The organism is Thioalkalivibrio thiocyanodenitrificans ARhD 1, assembly GCF_000378965.1.
Classification (GTDB): Bacteria; Pseudomonadota; Gammaproteobacteria; order Ectothiorhodospirales; family Ectothiorhodospiraceae; genus Thioalkalivibrio_A; species Thioalkalivibrio_A thiocyanodenitrificans.
The window spans coordinates 107,756-127,479 of sequence record NZ_KB900536.1 but is presented as its reverse complement, the minus strand read 5'-3'; the positions used below and the strand labels follow the sequence as shown (position 1 = coordinate 127,479).

At 64.6% G+C, this 19,724-nt stretch carries 17 protein-coding genes and 1 tRNA gene; 9 read left to right on the top strand and 9 right to left on the bottom strand.

Translation table 11 applies throughout. From position 1 onward, the window contains the following. Positions 1 to 266 precede the first annotated feature (266 nt). On the top strand, positions 267 to 2,402 hold the full coding sequence (locus tag THITHI_RS0100505; protein WP_018231106.1) for a YgiQ family radical SAM protein: 2,136 nt from the start codon (positions 267 to 269) through the stop codon (positions 2,400 to 2,402). Between the two features lie 124 nt (positions 2,403 to 2,526). Here THITHI_RS0100505 and THITHI_RS0100500 read toward each other — a convergent pair whose 3' ends face one another. Then, positions 2,527 to 4,017, bottom strand: coding sequence for an FAD-linked oxidase C-terminal domain-containing protein (locus tag THITHI_RS0100500; RefSeq protein WP_018231105.1), 1,491 nt, complete (start codon positions 4,015 to 4,017; stop codon positions 2,527 to 2,529). Between the two features lie 213 nt (positions 4,018 to 4,230). On the opposite strand from THITHI_RS0100500, the gene serS reads away from it, so the two are divergent. Together serS and THITHI_RS0100490 are read left to right on the top strand one after the other, a co-directional pair. After that, on the top strand, positions 4,231 to 5,511 hold the full coding sequence (gene serS / locus THITHI_RS0100495) for a serine--tRNA ligase (RefSeq protein WP_018231104.1): 1,281 nt from the start codon (positions 4,231 to 4,233) through the stop codon (positions 5,509 to 5,511). A 177-nt stretch (positions 5,512 to 5,688) separates the two neighbouring features. Next, on the top strand, positions 5,689 to 6,507 hold the full coding sequence (locus THITHI_RS0100490; RefSeq protein WP_018231103.1) for an NYN domain-containing protein: 819 nt from the start codon (positions 5,689 to 5,691) through the stop codon (positions 6,505 to 6,507). 119 nt (positions 6,508 to 6,626) lie between these two features. Here the strand turns inward: THITHI_RS0100490 and THITHI_RS0100485 are convergent, their stop codons facing one another. Continuing rightward, positions 6,627 to 7,592: a class I SAM-dependent methyltransferase gene (locus tag THITHI_RS0100485; RefSeq protein WP_018231102.1), complete on the bottom strand. Its 966-nt coding sequence runs from the start codon at positions 7,590 to 7,592 to the stop codon at positions 6,627 to 6,629. Between the two features lie 123 nt (positions 7,593 to 7,715). On the opposite strand from THITHI_RS0100485, the gene THITHI_RS0100480 reads away from it, so the two are divergent. Both THITHI_RS0100480 and THITHI_RS18215 read left to right on the top strand, forming a co-directional pair. Next, positions 7,716 to 9,197 carry a protein adenylyltransferase SelO gene (locus THITHI_RS0100480; RefSeq protein ID WP_018231101.1) on the top strand — a complete coding sequence of 494 codons (1,482 nt, stop codon included), beginning with the start codon at positions 7,716 to 7,718 and terminating at the stop codon, positions 9,195 to 9,197. Between the two features lie 155 nt (positions 9,198 to 9,352). Continuing rightward, positions 9,353 to 9,709, top strand: coding sequence for a hypothetical protein (locus tag THITHI_RS18215; protein ID WP_018231100.1), 357 nt, complete (start codon positions 9,353 to 9,355; stop codon positions 9,707 to 9,709). A gap of 292 nt (positions 9,710 to 10,001) precedes the next feature. Here the strand turns inward: THITHI_RS18215 and cyaY are convergent, their stop codons facing one another. Both cyaY and THITHI_RS0100465 read right to left on the bottom strand, forming a co-directional pair. Then, positions 10,002 to 10,325, bottom strand: coding sequence for an iron donor protein CyaY (gene cyaY, locus THITHI_RS0100470; protein WP_018231099.1), 324 nt, complete (start codon positions 10,323 to 10,325; stop codon positions 10,002 to 10,004). 41 nt (positions 10,326 to 10,366) lie between these two features. Beyond that, entirely contained in the window at positions 10,367 to 10,747 is a 381-nt protein-coding gene (locus THITHI_RS0100465; protein ID WP_018231098.1) for a DUF423 domain-containing protein, read from the bottom strand. Between the two features lie 69 nt (positions 10,748 to 10,816). Between THITHI_RS0100465 and THITHI_RS0100460 the strand changes: the two genes are divergently transcribed. Then, entirely contained in the window at positions 10,817 to 11,299 is a 483-nt protein-coding gene (locus tag THITHI_RS0100460) for a YajQ family cyclic di-GMP-binding protein (protein WP_018231097.1), read from the top strand. Positions 11,300 to 11,382: 83 nt separating this feature from the next. Here THITHI_RS0100460 and THITHI_RS0100455 read toward each other — a convergent pair whose 3' ends face one another. Continuing rightward, positions 11,383 to 11,703, bottom strand: coding sequence for a hypothetical protein (locus THITHI_RS0100455; RefSeq protein WP_018231096.1), 321 nt, complete (start codon positions 11,701 to 11,703; stop codon positions 11,383 to 11,385). A gap of 98 nt (positions 11,704 to 11,801) precedes the next feature. On the opposite strand from THITHI_RS0100455, the gene THITHI_RS0100450 reads away from it, so the two are divergent. Then, positions 11,802 to 12,359, top strand: a complete 558-nt coding sequence (locus THITHI_RS0100450; protein ID WP_018231095.1) for a Rieske (2Fe-2S) protein — start codon at positions 11,802 to 11,804, stop codon at positions 12,357 to 12,359. Between the two features lie 191 nt (positions 12,360 to 12,550). On the opposite strand, the gene THITHI_RS0100445 is transcribed toward THITHI_RS0100450, so the two are convergent. From THITHI_RS0100445 to THITHI_RS0100430, 4 genes are all read right to left on the bottom strand, one after another. Further along, positions 12,551 to 13,324, bottom strand: a complete 774-nt coding sequence (locus THITHI_RS0100445; protein ID WP_018231094.1) for a class I SAM-dependent methyltransferase — start codon at positions 13,322 to 13,324, stop codon at positions 12,551 to 12,553. A gap of 127 nt (positions 13,325 to 13,451) precedes the next feature. Beyond that, positions 13,452 to 13,667, bottom strand: coding sequence for a SlyX family protein (locus THITHI_RS0100440; protein WP_018231093.1), 216 nt, complete (start codon positions 13,665 to 13,667; stop codon positions 13,452 to 13,454). Between the two features lie 17 nt (positions 13,668 to 13,684). After that, the gene (locus THITHI_RS0100435; protein WP_018231092.1) at positions 13,685 to 14,644 is read right to left on the bottom strand and encodes a 2-hydroxyacid dehydrogenase; all 960 of its coding nucleotides are present in this window, start codon (positions 14,642 to 14,644) and stop codon (positions 13,685 to 13,687) included. An 81-nt stretch (positions 14,645 to 14,725) separates the two neighbouring features. Next, a complete protein-coding gene (locus THITHI_RS0100430) occupies positions 14,726 to 15,394 on the bottom strand; it encodes a Bax inhibitor-1/YccA family protein (RefSeq protein WP_018231091.1) in 669 nt (222 codons plus the stop codon). A 236-nt stretch (positions 15,395 to 15,630) separates the two neighbouring features. Between THITHI_RS0100430 and THITHI_RS0100425 the strand changes: the two genes are divergently transcribed. Both THITHI_RS0100425 and THITHI_RS0100420 read left to right on the top strand, forming a co-directional pair. Then, a tRNA-Ser gene (locus THITHI_RS0100425) sits at positions 15,631 to 15,720 on the top strand. A gap of 335 nt (positions 15,721 to 16,055) precedes the next feature. Then, the gene (locus THITHI_RS0100420) at positions 16,056 to 19,598 is read left to right on the top strand and encodes a S41 family peptidase (RefSeq protein WP_198005553.1); all 3,543 of its coding nucleotides are present in this window, start codon (positions 16,056 to 16,058) and stop codon (positions 19,596 to 19,598) included. The last annotated feature ends 126 nt before the right edge of the window (positions 19,599 to 19,724 follow it).

Here is a 19,724-nt window from a genome sequence, read left to right as displayed (position 1 = left end):
TGATGTGGGTGTTCCGTATCCTCTCTGTGTCCTCTGTGTCCTCTGTGGCTATCAGGCATTTCCTGCCGCCACGACTCCGGCCCCCGATTGAATTTCTGCCCCGGCACGCGTCTAATACCTGACTGAATTTCTCGGAACCGCAACGAGCGAGTTCAAGATTCAACATTCAAGATTCAAGGGAGGGGTCGGGGCGCAAGGTCGTGCACGTCCCCGGAATGGCCCTCTTGAATCTTGAATTTTGAATCTTGAATTTTGAATCGACCCTTATGCTTCGCGCCAGCAACATCTTCTCCCACCGCAAGTACTGGGCGGAACGCCTCGGCGTCGCGCCGTTTCTGCCCATGTCCCGGGCGGAGATGGAGGCACTCGGCTGGGATTCCTGCGACATCATCCTGGTCACCGGCGACGCCTACGTGGATCACCCCAGTTTCGGCATGGCCATCATCGGCCGCCTGCTGGAGGCCCAGGGCTTCCGGGTGGGCATCATCGCCCAGCCGGACTGGACCTCGACGGAGGACTTCCAGCGCCTGGGGCGGCCCAACCTGTTCTTCGGGGTCACCGCGGGCAACATGGACTCCATGGTCAACCGCTACACGGCGGACCGGAAGATCCGCCGGAACGACGCCTACACCCCCGACGACGAGGGCGGCAGGCGTCCGGACCGGGCGGTGATCGTCTACACCCAGCGCTGCCGGGAGGCCTTTAAGGATACCCCGGTGATCATTGGCGGCATCGAGGCCTCCCTGCGCCGTATCGCCCATTACGACTACTGGTCCGAGAAGGTCCGCCGCTCCGTTCTGCTGGATTCGAAAGCGGACCTGTTGCTCTACGGCAACGCCGAGCGCGCCCTGGTGGATGTGGCCCACCGGGTGGCGAAGGGCGAGCACCCGAGAGACATCCGGGACCTGCGCGGCACGGCCTTCCTGCGTGACGCGGTGCCCGGCGGCTTCGTGGAACTGGATTCCACGGAAGTGGACACACCGGGCACGGTGGACCCCCATCCCGATCCCTACGCCATGGTCACGCCCGCCACCTGCGAGTCGGCGGAACAGGTGCCCGATGCGCCGCCGCCGGTGAAGGTGGTGCACCTGCACCGTGAGATCCCCCGGGACCATCCCCGTGGCATGACCGTGGTGCGCCTGCCGTCCTATGAGAAGGTGAAAAGCGATCCGGTGCTCTATGCCCATGCCTCGCGGCTGCTGCACCTGGAGACCAACCCGGGCAATGCCCGGGCACTGGTACAGCGCCACGGCGACAAGGAGGTGTGGCTCAATCCCCCGCCCATCCCGCTCACCACGCCCGAGATGGACGCCCTGTTCGATCTGCCCTATGCCCGGGCACCGCACCCCGCGTATGGGGATGCGCGCATCCCCGCCTGGGAGATGATCCGCTTCTCGGTGAACATCATGCGCGGCTGTTTCGGCGGCTGTACCTTCTGTTCCATCACCGAGCACGAGGGGCGCATCATCCAGAACCGCTCGGAAGAATCCGTCATCCGGGAGATCGAGGAGATCCGCGACAAGGTCAAGGGCTTCACCGGCGTGATCTCGGACCTGGGCGGTCCCACCGCCAACATGTACCGCATCGCCTGCAAGGACGAGAAGATCGAGGCCAGTTGCCGGCGCCTCTCCTGCGTGTATCCGGAGATCTGCAAGAACCTGAACACCGACCACAGCGCCCTGATCCACCTGTATCGCCGGGCGCGCAAAGTGCCGGGTGTGAAGAAGGTGCTCATCGCCTCGGGCCTGCGCTACGACCTGGCGGTGGAATCCCCGGAGTACGTGAAGGAACTGGTGACCCACCACGTGGGCGGGTATCTCAAGATCGCCCCGGAGCATACGGAGCAGGGGCCCCTGTCCCACATGATGAAGCCGGGCATGGGCAGCTATGACCGGTTCAAGGCCCTGTTCGACAGGTTCTCGAAGGAGGCGGGCAAGGAGCAATACCTGATCCCGTATTTCATCGCCGCGCACCCGGGCACCACCGATGAGGACATGATGAATCTTGCCCTGTGGCTCAAGCGCAACGGCTTTCGCGCCGACCAGGTGCAGGCCTTCCTGCCGAGTCCCATGGCACTCGCCACCGCCATGTACCACTCGGGCCGCAATCCGCTGAAGAACGTGCGCCGCAAGGGGGCGGAGGCGGTGGTTTCACCCAAGGGCCTGCGTCAGCGACGACTGCACAAGGCCTTCCTGCGCTACCACGATCCCGAGAACTGGCCGTTGCTGCGCGAGGCCCTGGAGAAGATGGGCCGCGCCGACCTCATCGGCAACGGCAAGCGCCATCTTGTGCCGCGCTACCAGCCCGCCGGCACCGGCAGGACCGGCGGCGAGGGCAACCGCACGGGCCGCAAACACCGCCCGCAGAAATTCCGCACCCAGCACACGCGCCCGGCGCGCTAACTGCGGAAAAGATCAAACGCGACGCAAAGGCGCAAAGACGCAGAGGAACGCAAAGAAGATCTTTGATTAACAAGATCTTCGCGACCCTTCGCGTCTTTGCGCCTTTGCGTCGCGGTCAAGCCTTTCAGAACCGTGGCAGTTCCGGAAACGGCAGCTTGCCCTGCTTGACGTGCATGGCGCCGAACTCGGCGCAGCGGTGCAGGGTGGGGACGGCCTTGCCGGGGTTGAGCAGTCCGTCCGGGTCGAAGGCGGCCTTGATGGCGTGGAACTGGGTCAGTTCCTCGGCACTGAACTGCACGCACATCTGGTTGAGCTTCTCCACGCCCACACCGTGCTCTCCGGTGATGGTGCCGCCCACCTCCACGCACAGTTCGAGGATCTCGCCCCCGAGTTCCTCGGCCTTCTCCAGCTCACCCTCGTTGTTGGCATCGAACAGGATCAGGGGGTGCAGGTTGCCGTCGCCGGCGTGGAAGACGTTGGCCACCCGCAGGCCGTACGCCTCGCCGAGCGTGCCGATACGGTTCAGGACCGTGGCCAGATGCTTGCGGGGGATGGTGCCGTCCATGCAGTAGTAGTCCGGCGAGATGCGGCCCACGGCGGGGAAGGCCGCCTTGCGCCCGGCCCAGAAGCGGTCCCGCTGCTCGTCGGTCTCGGCGGTAAGCACCGCGGTGGCCTTGTGGGCCAGCAGGAGTTCCCGCACTTCCAGGATCTGTTCCGAGACTTCCGCGTTGCTGCCGTCCAGTTCACACAGCAGCACGGCGGCGGCGTCCACCGGGTAGCCGGCGTGCACGAAATCCTCGGCCGCGCGGATGGCGGGGTTGTCCATCATCTCCAGGCCCGCCGCAATGATGCCCGCGCCGATGATGGCGGCCACCGCGTGACCCGCATCGTCGATCTGGTCGAAAGAGGCCAGCAGCACCTGCGCCCGGTCGGGTTTGGGCAAGAGGCGCACGGTGACCTCCACCATGACGCCCAGCATGCCCTCGGAGCCGGTCATCAGCGCCAGCAGGTCGTAGCCGGGGGCATCCAGGGTCTTGCCGCCCAGGGTGATGAGGTCGCCGTCCATATTGAGGAACTTCAGTCCGATGACGTTGTGCACCGTGAGCCCGTACTTGAGGCAGTGCACGCCACCGGAGTTCTCCGCCACGTTGCCGCCGATGGTACAGGCGATCTGGGAGGAGGGGTCGGGGGCGTAGTAGAGCCCGTGCGGGCTTGCTGCCTCGGTGATGGCCAGGTTGCGCACGCCGGGCTGCACCACGGCACAGCGGTTCTCCACGTCCACTTCCAGGATCTGGTTGAAGCGGGCCAATGAAAGGATCAGGCCGTTCTCCAGGGGCAGGGCACCGCCGGAGAGCCCCGTACCCGCGCCCCGGGCGACCACCGGTACCTTCGCTTCCCGGCAGAGGTGCAAGACCGCCTGGGCCTGCTCCAGGGTCTCCGGCAGCGCCACCGCCATGGGCAGGCGCCGGTAGGCGGCCAGACCGTCGCACTCGTAGGGACGCATGTCCTCGACGGTGTGCAGCAGCCCTTCCGCCGGGAGGGCCGCCGCCAGGTCGCGCATCAGGTCTTCCCGTTGCCGGGCGTCGAGGGTGGTCTGTCGGGCTTCTGCGTGCATGATGTGGGATTCACTGTCTGAAAGGGTGGACGGAGGGGCGCACGGCGTTAATTTCTCAAAGGGCGTTTTCCCGTATCACTGTGTACTGGCGCCCTTGCGTCGGGGCTCTTGAAACGATCTTCTCATTCTAGCACCACCCCGTCCCGGGAGCTTCGGCTGCTGTGTTAACATTCGCCCCTGATTTTCCCGTGAATTGCGAGCCAGGAACGCCCCATGCTGGATCCGAAACGCCTGCGTAACGAACTGGAAGAGACCGCCGCGCGGCTGGCCCGTCGGGGCTTCGAACTGGACACCGGGACCTTCGCCCGTCTGGAGGCGGAGCGCAAGCAGATCCAGGTGCACACCCAGGAGCTGCAGAGCGAGCGCAACAGCCGCTCCAGGGCGATCGGCCAGGCCAAGGCCCGGGGCGAGGACATCGAGCCTCTCAAGGCGGAGGTCTCGCGCATCGGCGAGGCGCTGGCAGAGGCCGAAACCCGGCTCGCCGGGCTCCAGGACGAGCTGGACGAGTTTCTCATGGGCATCCCCAACGTTCCCCATGCCTCGGTGCCGGACGGGTTGGACGAGAAGGCCAACATGGAGGTGCGCCGCTGGGGTGAGCCGCGGCGCTTCGACTTCCCGGTGCGCGACCATGTGAGCCTGGGCGAACCGCACGGCTGGCTGGATTTCGCTGCGGGCGCGAAACTCGCTGGCGCCCGTTTTGCGGTCAAGCGCGGCGCCATGGCACGCCTGCATCGGGCACTGGTTCAGTTCATGCTGGACCTTCACGTGCGCGAGCACGGCTACGAGGAGGTGTATGTTCCCTATCTCGCCAATGCCGATTCCCTGCGCGGCACGGGGCAGTTGCCCAAGTTCGAGGCGGATCTCTTTCATATCGCGGAGCATGGCTATTACCTGATCCCCACCGCCGAGGTGCCGGTCACCAACCTGGCGCGCGACAGCATACTGGAGGCCGGTGATGTACCTGCCCGGTTCGTGTGCCATACCCCCTGTTTCCGTTCCGAGGCCGGGTCCTACGGCAAGGATGTGCGCGGGCTGATCCGCCAGCACCAGTTCGAGAAGGTGGAACTGGTGCAGCTGGTGCAGCCGGAGCGTTCCTGGGACGCGCTGGAAGCGCTCACCGGCCATGCGGAGCAGGTGCTGCAACGGCTGGAGCTCCCCTACCGGGTGATGGCCCTGTGCGCCGGCGATATGGGGTTCTCGGCCGCGAAGACCTACGACATCGAGGTCTGGCTGCCGGGGCAGGACACCTACCGGGAGATCTCCTCGTGTTCCAACTTCGAGGACTTCCAGGCCCGGCGCATGCTGGCCCGCTACCGCAATCCGGACACCGGAAAGCCGGAGCTGCTGCACACCCTGAACGGTTCCGGGCTCGCCGTGGGCCGCACCCTGGTAGCGGTACTGGAGAACCACCAGGACGCTGCAGGCCGCATCCACATCCCCGAGGCCCTGCGCCCCTACATGGGCGGGCTCGAGATCATGGATCCGGCGGCCTGAGCGGGGTTGGGGACTTGACGCAGAGGCCGCAGAGACGCGGAGAGCGCAAAGGATTCTTGATCAAAAGGCTCTGCGTTCTCTGCGTCTCTGCGCCCTCTGCGTCCCACAACGGAATACAGCCACACCCCCGCCGCTTTGATGTACGCTGAAGGCTGACACTGCCCGGAGAGGTCCCCCATGTCGAGTCCCGCTGAGATCCGCAACATGGCGCTGTTCTGCGACTTCGAGAACATCGCGCTCGGTGTGCGCGAGGCCAAGTATCCGAAGTTCGATATCGGCAGGGTCCTGGAGCGGCTCCTGCTCAAGGGCAACATCGTGGTGCGCAAGGCCTATTGCGACTGGGACCGCTACAAGGAATTCAAGGCGCCCATGCATGAGGCTGCCTTTGAGCTCATCGAGATTCCCCACGTGCGCCAGTCCGGGAAGAATTCCGCCGATATCCGCATGGTGGTGGATGCACTGGATCTTTGTTACACCAAGGGTCATGTGGATGCGTTTGTGGTCATCAGCGGCGATTCCGATTTCTCGCCCCTGGTGGCCAAGCTGCGGGAGAACAACAAGCTGGTGATCGGCGTGGGCGTAAAGAAATCCACTTCCGACCTGCTCACCGCGGCCTGCGACGAGTTCATCTACTACGACGACCTGGTGCGGGAGGCCGCCCAGAAGAAGCGCAAGCCCCGCAAGCCGGCCAAGTCCGGTGGCAAGGAGGGGGCCTCGGCGAAGAAGTCCGAACCGGAAGGCGACGACAAGAAGCAGGAGGCCATGGACCTCATCGTCGAGACGGCCGAGGCCCTCCAGACAGAACGTGGAGAAGACGAACCCGTCTGGGGTTCCATGGTCAAGCAGGCCATCAAGCGCCGCAAGCCGGGTTTCAACGAGAGTTACTACGGTTTCCGCTCATTCAGCGAACTGCTGGAGGCGGCGGAAAAGGAAGGCCTGATCGGGCTGACCCGGGACGAGCGCTCGGGGGGGCATATCATCCAGCTGGTGGAATGACGTTTGAAGTGCGAAGTGCGAAGTGTGAATTGGGAAGTGGGAAGGATGGCCCAAGGGTATGGGTCAGAGGGGTTATTTCGCACTTCCCAATTCACACTTCGCACTTCCATTCACACTTCTCACTTCAGCCCCGGCTTCCAGCTTCCCCGCCGTATCACCCAGCAGCGGTGCGGCCTGTGGCGCCGGAAGTCCTCCGGAACAGTCTGTTTCGTGATCTCCTCCACGTGGCAGGGGATCAGTTCACCTTCGTAGAGTCTGAATCCGCGCCGGTTGTTGGAGAAATACAGCACGCCTTCCGGCGACAGCAGGCCGAGGGCCCGGTTGATCATCCAGGGGTGATCGCGCTGCACGTCGAGCGTGGTCTGCATGGCCTTGGAGTGGGAGAACGACGGCGGGTCCAGGACGATCAGGTCGAAGCGCTCACCGAGCCGGGGTGAATCCTCCAGCCAGTCCATCACGTCGCGGCGCTCGAGCCTGTGCTGCGGCAGGTCCAGGCCGTTGAGCCCGAGGTTGCGTCGCGTCCACTCCTGGTAGGCATTGGAGAGATCGAGGCTGAGGGAGGCTGCCGCACCGCCTGCGGCCGCGTAGACCGTGAAGCTGCCGGTGTAGGCGAACAGGTTGAGCAACCGCCGGTCCTTCGCCTGGTCGCGCACCATGGCACGGGTGCGCCGGTGATCCAGGAACAGCCCCGTGTCCAGGTAACGATGCAGATCCACCTCGAATTGGAGCCCTCCCTCCTGCACCACGAAGGGGGCGGGCGGGCGGCCCGTGGCCTCGTACTGCGCCGTTCCCCTCTGCCGCCGCCGCACCTTGAAGGCCAGTTCGCCCGGCGGGGTCCCGAACAACTCCGCCACCGTTTTCCGCACCGTGTCCACCCAGGCATCGTGGGTCTGCTCATCGGCATCCCAGCGGGTCTCGTAGGCCTGCACGTGGGGGCGGCCTGCATAGAGATCGATGGCGACCGGAAACTCCGGCAGGTCCCGATCGTAGATGCGAAAGCATTCGATACCCTGCCGGCGCGCCCATCTGGACCAGTGACGGAGATTCTTGGTCAGGCGATTGCGGAAGGGAACGGGGTCGGACATGGGTGGCGTCGGGGAGCGAAAGTGCGAAGTGTGAATTGGGAATTGGGAAAAAACCACCCTCTTTCCGCTTTCCCGCGCGGCCTCTGTCTTGATATAAATTGCTGAAAACAGCAACATCGCTCCATGCCGACATTAGAGTTCCTCAGGTTCATCAATTCCTACGCCCGTCTCCCGGATGACTTCTATGATCGTCCGCCACCGGCCCCGTTTCCCCAACCCTATCGTGTCGCCTTCAACGAGAAGGCGGCCGAGCTGATCGGACTGGATCCCGAGGAGGCGAACCGGGCGGAGTTCGTCAACGCCTTCACCGGGCAGGTGCCGTTGCCGGGCATGGAGCCCGTCTCCATGGTCTACGCGGGGCATCAGTTCGGCGTCTATGTGCCCCGGCTGGGCGACGGGCGTGCCGTGATACTGGGCGAAGTGGAGGCCCCGGACGGCGGACGATGGGAACTGCAGCTCAAGGGCAGCGGCCCCACGCGCTTTTCCCGGAGTGCCGACGGGCGGGCGGTGCTGCGGTCCACCATCCGGGAGTACCTGGCCAGCGAGGCCATGCACGGACTCGGCATCCCCACCACCCGGGCGCTCACGATCCTGGGCAGCGACATGCCCGTGTACCGCGAGGAGGTGGAGTCGGCGGCGATCCTGGTGCGCATGGCGCGGAGCCATGTGCGCTTCGGCAATTTCGAGTACTTCGCCCACTCGGGCCAGGAGCAGCGGCTGAAGGAACTGGCCGACTACGTCATCTCGCATCACTACCCGGAGCTTGCGGAACGGGACAACCCTTACCTGGCCCTGCTGGAGGCAGTGGTCGAGCGCACCGCAGGGCTGATCGCCCGCTGGCAGGCGGTGGGCTTTGCCCATGGCGTGATGAACACCGACAACATGTCCATCCTGGGATTGACCATCGACTATGGTCCCTACGGGTTCCTGGACGCCTACGATCCCGGCCACATCTGCAATCATTCCGACCCTCAGGGACGCTATGCCTTCGACCAGCAGCCCGGGATCGCCTGGTGGAATCTGGCCTGCCTGGCACAGGCGCTGCTGCCCTTGATTGACGCCAACGAAGAGGCGGCCAGGGAACGGGCCACGGCGGTGCTGGATGATTTCGAGGTCCTGTTTGACAGGGCCTGGCAGGAACGCATGGGCGAGAAGCTGGGATTCCTGGAAGTCCGTGACGGCGATCGGGAACTGGTCAGCCGCCTGCTGGCGCTCATGGCCGAAAGCAGCATTGATTACACGCGCTTTTTCCGTGCGGTGGGCCGGTTCCACGAGCCGGGCTGGTACGGCGGCATCCGCTGGGGCTTTCGCGAGCCCGAGGCCTTCGATGCCTGGATGGGTGACTATTGTGACCGCCTGGACCAGGAGGACCGCCCTGACGAAGATCGCCTGGCGCACATGCTTTCAGTGAATCCCAAGTACATCCTGCGCAATCACCTGGCGCAGATGGTTATCACGCAGGCGGAGAAGGACAGGGATTTCAGCGCGGTGGATGGATTGCGGCGGATGCTGGAACGGCCCTTCGACGAGCAGCCGGAGCTGGAGGCCTACGCGGATCTGCCCCCGGAATGGGCGTCGGAGATCAAGGTGAGTTGCTCGTCGTGAGGGCAGCTCAAGGTTCAAAGTTCAAGGTTCAAAGTTCAAGGTTCAAAGTTCAAAGTTCAAAGTTCAAGGTTCAAGGAGAAGACCAGGTGACACGCCTTTGAACTTTGAACTTTGAACTTTGAACCTTGAACTTTTCGTCACCCTCCGGACCCGTCATGTTCAGCCAGGAAGAGATCGATACGCACCGTGAGCGCCTTGAGCAGGTGGTGTCCACGGTGCACCACTATGCCGCGCTCATCTTCGTTCTGACCTTTGTCGGCTATGGCGTGGCGGTGTACCTGTGGTTCCAGGGCCAGCCCTGGGCGGGTCTGATCGTCGCCACGTTCAGCTACCTTTTCTTTCGCCAGTTCCGCAGCCTGTCCATCGGGCTCGCGCGCATGAAGCTGCGCGACAGGGAGGGATTCGCCGAGACCTGGACCCTGCTGGATGAGGCCATGAAATCGGAACGCCCCCAGGCGGTCCTGCTGGCCGTGGAAAGCCGCCTGCGCGCACCGCGGGGAGAACAGGGCTGAAAGGCGATTCAGTCCGCGAACAGACGCAAGTGAAGTGAATGCCGGAACGCGGAATGCGCAGAGATACTGCTGTTGATGCCAGGGAGATGCCTGATCAATTGTCGGTTGGGGTGAGGAGCGAACCCCAACAGTGCGGAGCGTCGGAAGCCACCCCCGTTGGGGTTCGCTGAGCTCACCCCAACATGCAAATGCTGTTCGAAGAGCCTGACCGCAAAGGTCTCACGAAGGACGCCTGGAAAGCCTTTGGCGCATAGCCACTTCGCGTCCTTCGCGGTCAGTCTTTTGACCTTGATTACAATCGGATCTGCTCGCCGCAACCGGCGCTCAGCACCCGGTTCAGCGTGTCGGTGAGGCTCTCGCCGGTGCGGTCGTTGAGCCAGGCGTCCTGGCCGGCGTCATAACCGAAGTGGGCGGGTCCTTCGGGGGAGGCGAGCCAGATCTGGTTGGCGGCTTCCTGGCGATTGATGATGACCTTGCCGCCGTCCTCGAACTCGAGCGTCAGCACCCCGTCGATGATGTCCATGTCCAGATCCGCCAGGGCGTCGAACTCGCTCATGCGCTCCAGCAGGGATTCCAGGGTCTGTTCAGCGTGCAGGGAAAAGGAGATGTCGGCCATGTGGGCATTTGCCTCTCGGATGTGAAGGAAAGCAATCGGAGTCAGGGGTGGGCGGGGCCCTTCAGGGCGCCCCAGGCGAAGATCAGCCAGGCGATGATGAAGGCGACGCCGCCGAACGGAGTGATGGCGCCGAGCCCGCGGATGCCGGTCAGTGCCATCAGGTAGAGGCTTCCGCAGAAGAGCACGACGCCGGCCAGCATCAGCAGGCCCGCCAGGCGCGCGCCGCCCGCGTGCAGCCGGGTATGCAGGGCGCCCAGGGCCAGCAGCCCCAGCGCATGGTAGACATGGTACTGCACGCCCGTATGCCAGGCGGCAAGCATGGCCGGCTCGAGCACGTCCCTCAGCCCGTGGGCCCCGAATGCGCCCAGGGCCACGGCCAAGGCCATGAGGCCGGCGCCGGTGGAAACGAACAGTCGTTGCATATTGGGTCCCGAATCCGGTGTGGCCCCGATTATAATGGCCGCATTCCGATAAACCAGTGGAGAGAGCTCATGCCATCATTCGACGTGGTGTCCGAAGTGGACATGCAGGAACTGCGCAATGCGGTGGATCAGACCCGCCGGGAAATCGACACCCGCTATGATTTCAAGGGCACTGCCGCCGCCATCGAGCTTAACGAGATGGAGCTGACGCTGTTCGGCGATGCCGAGTTCCAGGTCGACCAGGTCATGGACATTCTGGTGCAGAAGATTTCAAAACGCGGCATCGATGTGGGTTGCCTGGAGCCGGGCAAGCTGGAGGAGGGCGGCGGCAAGGCCCGTCGCACGGTCAAGGTGCTTGCCGGCATCGAGACCGACACCGCCCGCAGGATCGTCAAGCTCATCAAGGAGGCCAAGCTCAAGGTACAGGCGGCCATCCAGGGCGACAAGGTGCGCGTCACCGGCAAGAAGCGCGATGATCTGCAGGCGGTGATCGCGATGCTACGCGAGGCTGACGTCGGACTGCCCCTGCAATACAACAATTTCAGGGATTAGGAAGGCGCCAGAGACAAGATGCAAGTGATGACGCTTGTGGTAGTTGTCTTTATCCTGCCTCTTGGATCTTGCCTCTGGCGCCCTCATTCCATGTCGCTGTCCATGTCCTGCCCCGGTACCCAGCCGGCCTCCCGGGCACGCCGGACCGCGGCATCATGGATCCGGGTATGGCGCTCGCGCAGTTCCGGCGGGAGCGTGCTTACCAGATGTCCGTAGGGTTGCCAGGCTTCACTGACCTTGTCGTACAGGTTCTGGATGTCGGCTGCGGACCAGCCCTCGCAGGTTTCCTCTTCGGGGATAAGGCCGAACACCCAGGCATCCTTGACGATGCCCCCGGTGGGCGTCATGCCGCCGTACAGATCGTTGTGGATCCCCACGTAGGTGGGCGGGATGCGTTGTTTCATGGTCTCTTCCGTGTCAGGTGGCTGCGCGTATGGACGTATTCTACGTGCCTTGGCCCCCCGATGGCAGTTGCGGGAGGACGTCCCGCGGAGATCAGGTCATGAGTGCATCGGATTCGAGGCGGCTTTACCTGCGCGTGATCCTGAAGCTCATGGGCGGCGGCCTGCTCGTGTTTGTGCTGTATGCCATGGCGTCCGGATTCTTCGGTGATCCGGGAGGCGATTCGGTCTTGCCCATGCATATCGATCTGGCAGATATGCCTCCCGGTAGTCTGCACCGGGTGGAATGGCGCGGCCGGGAACTGATGGTGCTGCGCCGCAGCCCGGCCATGGACGCGGCCGATGCGGCCCATGAGCAGCGGCTCTACGACCCCGCCTCCCGCTGGAGCGTTCAGCCCCGTGACGCCCGCAATCCCGGCCGCACCCTGGCTCCCGGCTATTTCATCGCCTACGCCCAGGGCACGGACCTGTCCTGTCCGCTGGATCTGGTCACCCCGGAGGAGGCCGCAGCGGAGGGCTGGGGCGGTGGATTCGTGGACCGTTGCCGGGGTTCGCGCTACGACTTCGCCGGCCGTGTCCACGACGGTCAGCCGGCCCGTCGGAATCTCGAGGTGCCGGCGTATCGCGTTGACGGCAGCCGGATCGTGCTGGGAGGATGATTCTAGATTCAAAGTTCAAGGTTCAAAGTTCAAAGTTCAAGGTTCAAGGTTCAAAGTTCAAGGTTCAAGGTTCAAGGTTCAAGGTTCAAAGAAAAGGCGGTGTCCGCGATGTCGCAGTGCCGACCCGCGAGCCCCCTTTGAACTTTGAACCTTGAACTTTGAACTTTGAACTTCGAATCTAGAATTTCGAATCATCCCTTAACGTAGACATCGAAACGGGTGGTCTTGCCCGGTATCCGGTGACCGGGCCTGCGTCCTCCCAGGGGTTCGGCCCGGGCGGGGCGTTTGACCACCACCCGGCGCCGGGCTACCCGCAGGGCCGCAGCGAGGATCTCCGGCGCATCCGCGTCATCCCCCGCCAGGGCGCGGAACACGCGCATCTCCTTTTTCACCAGGGCCGACTTGTCCCGGTGCGGATACATGGGATCCATGTAGACCACGTCGGGGCGTGCCGTTTCGTCCAGGGCCGACAGATAATCCCGGGCGTTGCCCTGCACGAGATGCATGCGCGCCACGGCATCTGCAAGGCCCGGCTGCCCGGCCGCGCGCGCCAGGCCGTCCTCCAGTAGGGCGGCGATCACTGGCTCGCGTTCCACCAGCGTCACCCGGCAGCCCAGGGACGCCAGCACGAACGCGTCCCGGCCGAGTCCGGCAGTGGCATCCACCACGCTCGGGCGTTCATTCCCGCGCAGCCCCACGGCCCGGGCCAGTGATTCGCCCCGCGGGCTGATGCGTGCCTGGCGGTAACCCAGGCGCCCGGAGATGAAATCCACCCGGACGGGTCCCGGCGTGTCCGGGCCGGTGAGCGACAAGGAAAGGCCTGCCGCACTGACTGTGAGATGCAGCGGTGCATCGTCCGGTCCGGTGGCCAGGGGCAGGCCCAGTATGGCCGCCAGGGCCTCGGCATCGCCCCTGAACGCCTCGCCGTCGAAGGCCACGCAGACCCGCGGTGTGGATGAGGTCATGGAACCGATCCGCTACGGGGACAACGGGCAGGGTTCGCCGGATCAAGTCCTGAAGGCCTGCGGTTCGCATGCCCCCTGGAACCCTGCAAGAGCTGTCCCATGTTCGTTCCCTGCGTAGAGGTCTTTCTCAATAGTGCGGCGGTGGCGGCTCCAGGGAAGGATCAATTCCCGGCGCCTGCACCACTTCCATCAGGCGCAGGCGAAGATTCTCGACCTGGTGCCGCAGTGTCTCGATCTGCTGCTGCTGGTCGATGACCAGGCGGTTCAGGGTCTGCAGGGTATCGTCCTGGTGGGCCAGACGGATCTCCATTTCGACGATGCGTGCTTCCAGTGTCTCGCTCATGGGCATGCTTTCAGATCTCAGACCACGTGGCGCGGCGTGCCGGCAAGATAGGCGCGGATGTTCTCCTCCACCTGGTCCAGCACCCGCTGGCGTGCCTCCCGGGCGGCCCAGGCGATGTGGGGCGTGACGATCAGGTTGGGGATGTCCGGGGCGAGCAGGGGGTGGTCCGCGGGCGGCGGTTCCTGCTCGAGCACGTCGATTCCCGCTCCGCCGATCTCCCCCTCGCGCAATGCCGCGGCAAGCGCCGCATTGTCCACGATGGCGCCCCGGGCCGTATTGATCAGGAGCGCGTCGGACTTCATGGCGGCCAGCGCCCCGGCGTCGATCAGGTGGTGGGTCCTTTCCGTGAGCGGGCAGTGCAGGCTGATGATGTCGGACTCGGCCAGCAGGCGTTCAAGCGGCCACCGGTCCGGATCGCCGCCCGGGGAAACCAGGCTTTCTGCCACCGCCACCCGCAGGCCGAAGGCCCGGGCCGCCTGCGCCGTACCCTGGCCCAGCACGCCGTAGCCGATGATGCCAAGGGTGAGCCCTGCCAGTTCGCGAATGGGATGGTCCAGCAGGCAGAACTGGCGGCTTGCCTGCCAGCGCCCCTCGGCCACGTCGCGCTGGTAGGCGGTCAGTCTGGTGGTCAGGCTCAGGATCAGGGCAAACACGTGCTGCGCCACCGCCGCTGTGGCGTAATCGCGCACGTTGCACACCGTGATGTCCCGGCGCCTTGCCGCCTCCAGGTCCACGTTGTTGGTGCCGGTGGCGGCCACGCAGATCAGGCGCAGTTCCGGGGCCGCGGCCAGTGCGGCCTCATCCAGCACCACCTTGTTGGTCACGGCCACCTGCGCCCCCTCAAGGCGTGCCGCCACATCACGGGAGTCCGTGAAGGCATGGAACGTCCAGTGGGGCAGGGCGGCGCGCAGTTTCGAAAGGTCCAGATCGTCGCGGTCCACGGTCTCCAGATCCAGAAACACACCTAGCTGGGTCATGGCCCCTCATCCTCCGTCCAGTGCAATGAAAAAGGGCCCCGCCATGGCGGGGCCCCATTAGATTATCATGCGGCCTCGGCCTCAGCCTTCGCCGGTGAAGGCATGGAACAGGTTGAGCAGGTGCAGGAACAGCACGTAGATGTTGGCGTACAGGGATACCGTCATCATCACGTAATTGGTCTCGCCGTCGTGCACCATGCGGCTGGTGTCGAACAGAATCGCCGCCGATACCACCAGCACGGCCGCTGCCGAGATGGCCAGCGAGAGGGCAGGCAGCCCCAGGAACAGGTTGGCCACGATGGCCGCCAGCACCACCAGGAAGCCCACGAACACGAAGCCGCCCAGGAAGCTGAAGTCCTTGCGGGTGGTCAGGGCATAGGCGGAGAGGCCCACGAACATCACCGCCGTGGTGGACAGCGCGCCCATGACGATCTCGGAGCCGTTGGGCTGGGCCAGGTACAGGGTGACGATGGGGCCGAGTACATAGCCCATGAAGCCCGTGAACACAAAGGTGAGGGGCAGGCTCCAGATGCTGTTGCGCAGGGCGTGGATCAGGAACGGTCCGCCGATGAACACGGCGATCATGACGATCCAACTGATGGGCCGGGCCCCGGTCGCCATGGCCACGAACGCCATGACCGCGCTGAAGGCCAGCGTCATGGACAACAGCATGTATGTGTTGCGGATGACCTTGTTGGTGGCCAGCCTGATGCTTTGGGGACGTGCCGTGGACAGTCGTTCAGTCTGCATGGATGGGTCTCCGGGTTCTGTTCTTTTCCATGGGTGTCGCTAAGGTACCTGATTCCCGGTACCGGTTCAAAGTTCCCTTGGCAACCGCCTGATTGTTGTGGCTTTTGGCCGTGGGCGGGTAAGATGGCCGCCTTTGCGGGGTGAGGCGTGAGGAGTCATGCGTCAGGCGTGAGACCCTGTAGGTTGGGGTGACGAACGAACCCCAACAAACCTGGCCAGGGATTGGCACCAAGTTTGGAGAGGTGGCAGAGCGGTTGAATGCACCGGTCTTGAAAACCGGCAACGGGGCAACCCGTTCGAGGGTTCGAATCCCTCCCTCTCCGCCATATTCAAATGCAAGGGGCCCCGGGTTTTTCGGGGCCCCTTGCATTTGAATATGCATGAAGGCGTGATTCGAACCCGAGAGAATGGAGATGATGGGTTCGACGGGCGCAGCGAAGCGTAGCCCGAACGCTGCCGCGTAGCGGCGCCGCAGCCCGCGGTCATCCCGCCTTTCCGCCAATGGCGCCGGGAATCCGGAGATTCCCGATTTGTGCCGCCTTCGTTGTTTTCGCCCGGGCAGGTTTTGATACCGTGCCCCTGTGGTGAGTATGACTTGAAGGGCGCGAGGATGATGATATCCGAGCAAACCGAACGGTCAGACAAGCGTGGACGGGTCGCGATGCTCGCGTTGGCTGGCGCATCGCTCGTGATCCTGCTGGCGTCTGCCACGGCGGCAGCGGAACGGGTCGGCCTGCCGCGATTTCCGTCGATCAGCCCTGACGGCTCGGAACTGGTATTCAGCTGGCGGGGTGGCCTTTGGCGCGTGGCGTCCGGGGGCGGGGAGGCGACACGTCTCACCCGTCATCCGCTGGATGACCTTTACTCCGGCTGGAGCCCCGACGGTGACTGGATCACCTTCACCTCCATGCGTGACGGCTACCTGAACCTCTGGCGCATCCACCGCGACGCCACGCGTCTGACCCAGCTCACCCACGGCGACCGCCACATCCGCAACCCGGCCTATGGCCTGGATGAACACGGGCAGCCGGTCATCACGTTCTCCGCCCTGCTGGAAGCCGATGTCTATCGCAGTGAACGCCCGTACGCGGTCTCGCCCGAGGGCGGCGAGCCGGCCCGGCTGCACGATGCATTCGGCTCGGCGCCGAGACTGTCCCCCGATGGTCGTTTTGTCGCGTTCACCCGGGGCGGTTACTACCACGGCTGGAGCCGCCGGCATTACCGCGGCCCGGATGCGATGAACGTCTGGATCTACGACCGCGAGGAGAGGCGCTTCGAGGCGCTGACTACCCGCGATGGTGACGATGGCAACGCCCAATGGGTCAACGGGCATACGCTGATTGTCATGTCGGACCGCGAGCTGGACACCGTCAACCTCTACCGCGTCGATCTGGACGGTGAGGGGCGCAGGTTTGTCCGCCTGACGGACTTCGACGGCCGCGACGTGCAGCATTTCGACGTGTCACGGGACGGGACAACCGCCGTGCTTCATGTCTGGGACACCCTCTACACGCTGGACCTCACCATCCCCGACCCGCAACCCCGGCCCGTCGACGTGCGTGCGGGTGATGATGGCCACGACAACTACCGGTTGCACCGGGTCGGCCGGGATGTGACCGAGGCGGCATTGAGCCCGGACGGCAAGACGATGGCCTATATTGCCTACGGACGCGTCTACATACGCCACACGGACGAACACAGCGTTACCCGGGCGGTGACGCCGGATACGCATGCCCGCCACCGGGACCTGTCCTGGTCGCCGGACGGCCTGCGCCTGTACTTCACCAACGATTCCGATGGCACCGAATCCATATACGAAGCCCGCGTCGCGCTGACGCGCGGCGAGATCCGCAGTGCCTACAATCCGCAGCCGCCCGGCGACCGGCCGAGGCCATCGGAAACGGCCGCTGACGTACCTGCCGGGATGCCGGAACCGGCCGATCCGGATCCACCTCCGGAATCGGAACCGGACCTCCGCAGCGAGGATCCGGACGATCCGTTCGCCCCGGTGGACCCCGGCATACCCGTCGATCCGCTGGCTCAGCCGGAACCCGACGAACCGGCGACGCCTCCGGCGTCCGTACAGGAAATCCCGACACTCCCGGAGAGCATCCCTGAAGCGGAACTGGAGTCGGCTGCCGCCGAGGACCTTCCGCTGTATATGGATCCCGCCCGTTGGCATGATGCAGTACAGTTCACCGTGTGGCCGGTGGTCCAGACGGCGTACAACGATCGCGGCGTCATGCCGTCTCCCGACGGCCGGTCCATCGCGTTTCGCCGCGGCCGTGGGGATCTGGTGGTGATGGATTTGGATCGCGGTGACGAGCACACGCTGGTGGAGGGCTGGGACAGCACCATCCAGTGGCGGTGGTCACCGGACAGTCGGTACATCGCCTACGCGCAGAACGATCTCAACTTCAGCGCGAACCTTTTCATCGTTCCCGCCGATGGATCGCGGGAGCCGGTGAACCTCACGCGCCATCCACGCAATGATCTGAATCCGCGCTGGTCGGCGGATGGACGCAAGCTGAGCTTTATCTCCAATCGCTCCGGGGACAGTTTCGATTTGTACCGGGTCTATCTGGACCCCGAACCGGAAACCTACACGGCCCGGGAACGGACGACCTATTACCGCGACGCCCGACGGGCGGCGGGGGCACGGGAGCCTGTTCCGGCGAAGGCGCCGGAGGAGCGGACCGAAGCGGCGGCAGACGAACGGGAGCTGGACCTCGATGGCGCCTGGCGCCGCGTCAAGCGTGTGACCGCCCATCCGGGCCACCAGTTCGCGAACGAGATGACGCCCGGCGGGGACCGCTACGTGTTCGTCTCCCGGGGGGAGGGACTCGTGGTCATGAACTGGGATGGCAGTGGCCGACAGCGCCTTGGACCGGCTGTCGATGTGCAGCATCTCAACGTCACCGGTGATCGGCTGATCTACCTCAACAACGGGCGGGTGGGCATGGTGAACCTGACCGGCAATCCGGTGCATCAGCACCTGGATATTTCGGACCGCGTCCGCATCGATCTGCGGGAGCAGTCGCTGCAGAAGTTCCGGGAGGCGGCACGCGTGGTCGGAGAGAGCTTCTACCGGCCTGACATGAAGGGTCTGGACTGGCCAGCCGTCGTGGCGGATTACGAAGCACTGATCGGGCACGCGCGCACGGCCAGTGAATTCAGCGATATCGCCAACCGTCTGATGGGCGAGCTGGCGGCATCACACACGGGTGTCTCCAACCCCGGTCCGGTGTCGGCCCTGCGGGAGCCTTCAGGACGGCTCGGCATCCGTTACGAGCCCGTTACACTGGAGGACGGCCGGACCGGGTTCAGGATCGAGCACATCGTTCCGGGTGGCCCCACCGCCAGCGGCCCCCTGCGGCTCTGGCCGGGGGACATCATCACCCGGATCGACCTGCGGGGCTTCGATGCCCATGACCCCCTGGCCAGGGCGCTTCGAGGCCGTGTGGGTCAGGAACTCGTCGTCACCCTGGAACGTCCCGTGGGAGAGGGCCGGCACGAGTACCAGACGCTGATCACCCCTGTGGATTTCACCGAACTTGCCCGGCTCAATTACGATGCGTTTCTCGAGGAGAGCCGGGACAGGGTGCGGGAGTTGTCCGGCGGCAGGCTCGGGTATCTCCATATTCAGGCGATGAACCAGACCTCCCTGGAAGGGTTCCAGGGTGACCTTTACGCGGCTGCCGAGGGCAAGGACGGTCTCATTATCGATGTCCGCAACAACGGCGGCGGGAGCACGACGGACCGAATCCTGACATCCATCATGGCGCCCGATCACGCCTATACGGTCCCGGCAGGCGCCGATCCGTCCCGGACCGGTCATTACCCCCAGGGAAGGCTGGACGCCCCGCGCTACACCCTGCCGATCAACATGCTGGCCAACGAGAAGAGCTATTCCAATGCCGAGATACTGGCACACGCGTTCCGCACGCTCGGTCGCGGTACGCTCGTGGGCCAGCGAACATACGGCGGGGGCATCTCCGCCGGCAGCCATACCCTGATCGACGGCGCCACGGTCCGCCGTCCCTTCCGCGGCTGGTACCTCCCCGATGGCACGGACATGGAACACCATGGCGCCGTGCCCGATGTCCTGGTGACACAGACACCCGAGGACGAAGTGGCCGGCAGGGACCGGCAACTCGATCGCGCCGTGGAGGATCTTCTGGAACGCCTCGATGCCGACGGGTAGTACCCTCACGCCGATCCCCATCTGATCCATCACAGCGAGGAGGGCCCCGCCATCCGGCTGGCAGGCGCGGGCGATCGCGTGTTGTCCGTTGAACATGAGGGCGCAGGGCGCTTATGCTTCCTGCAT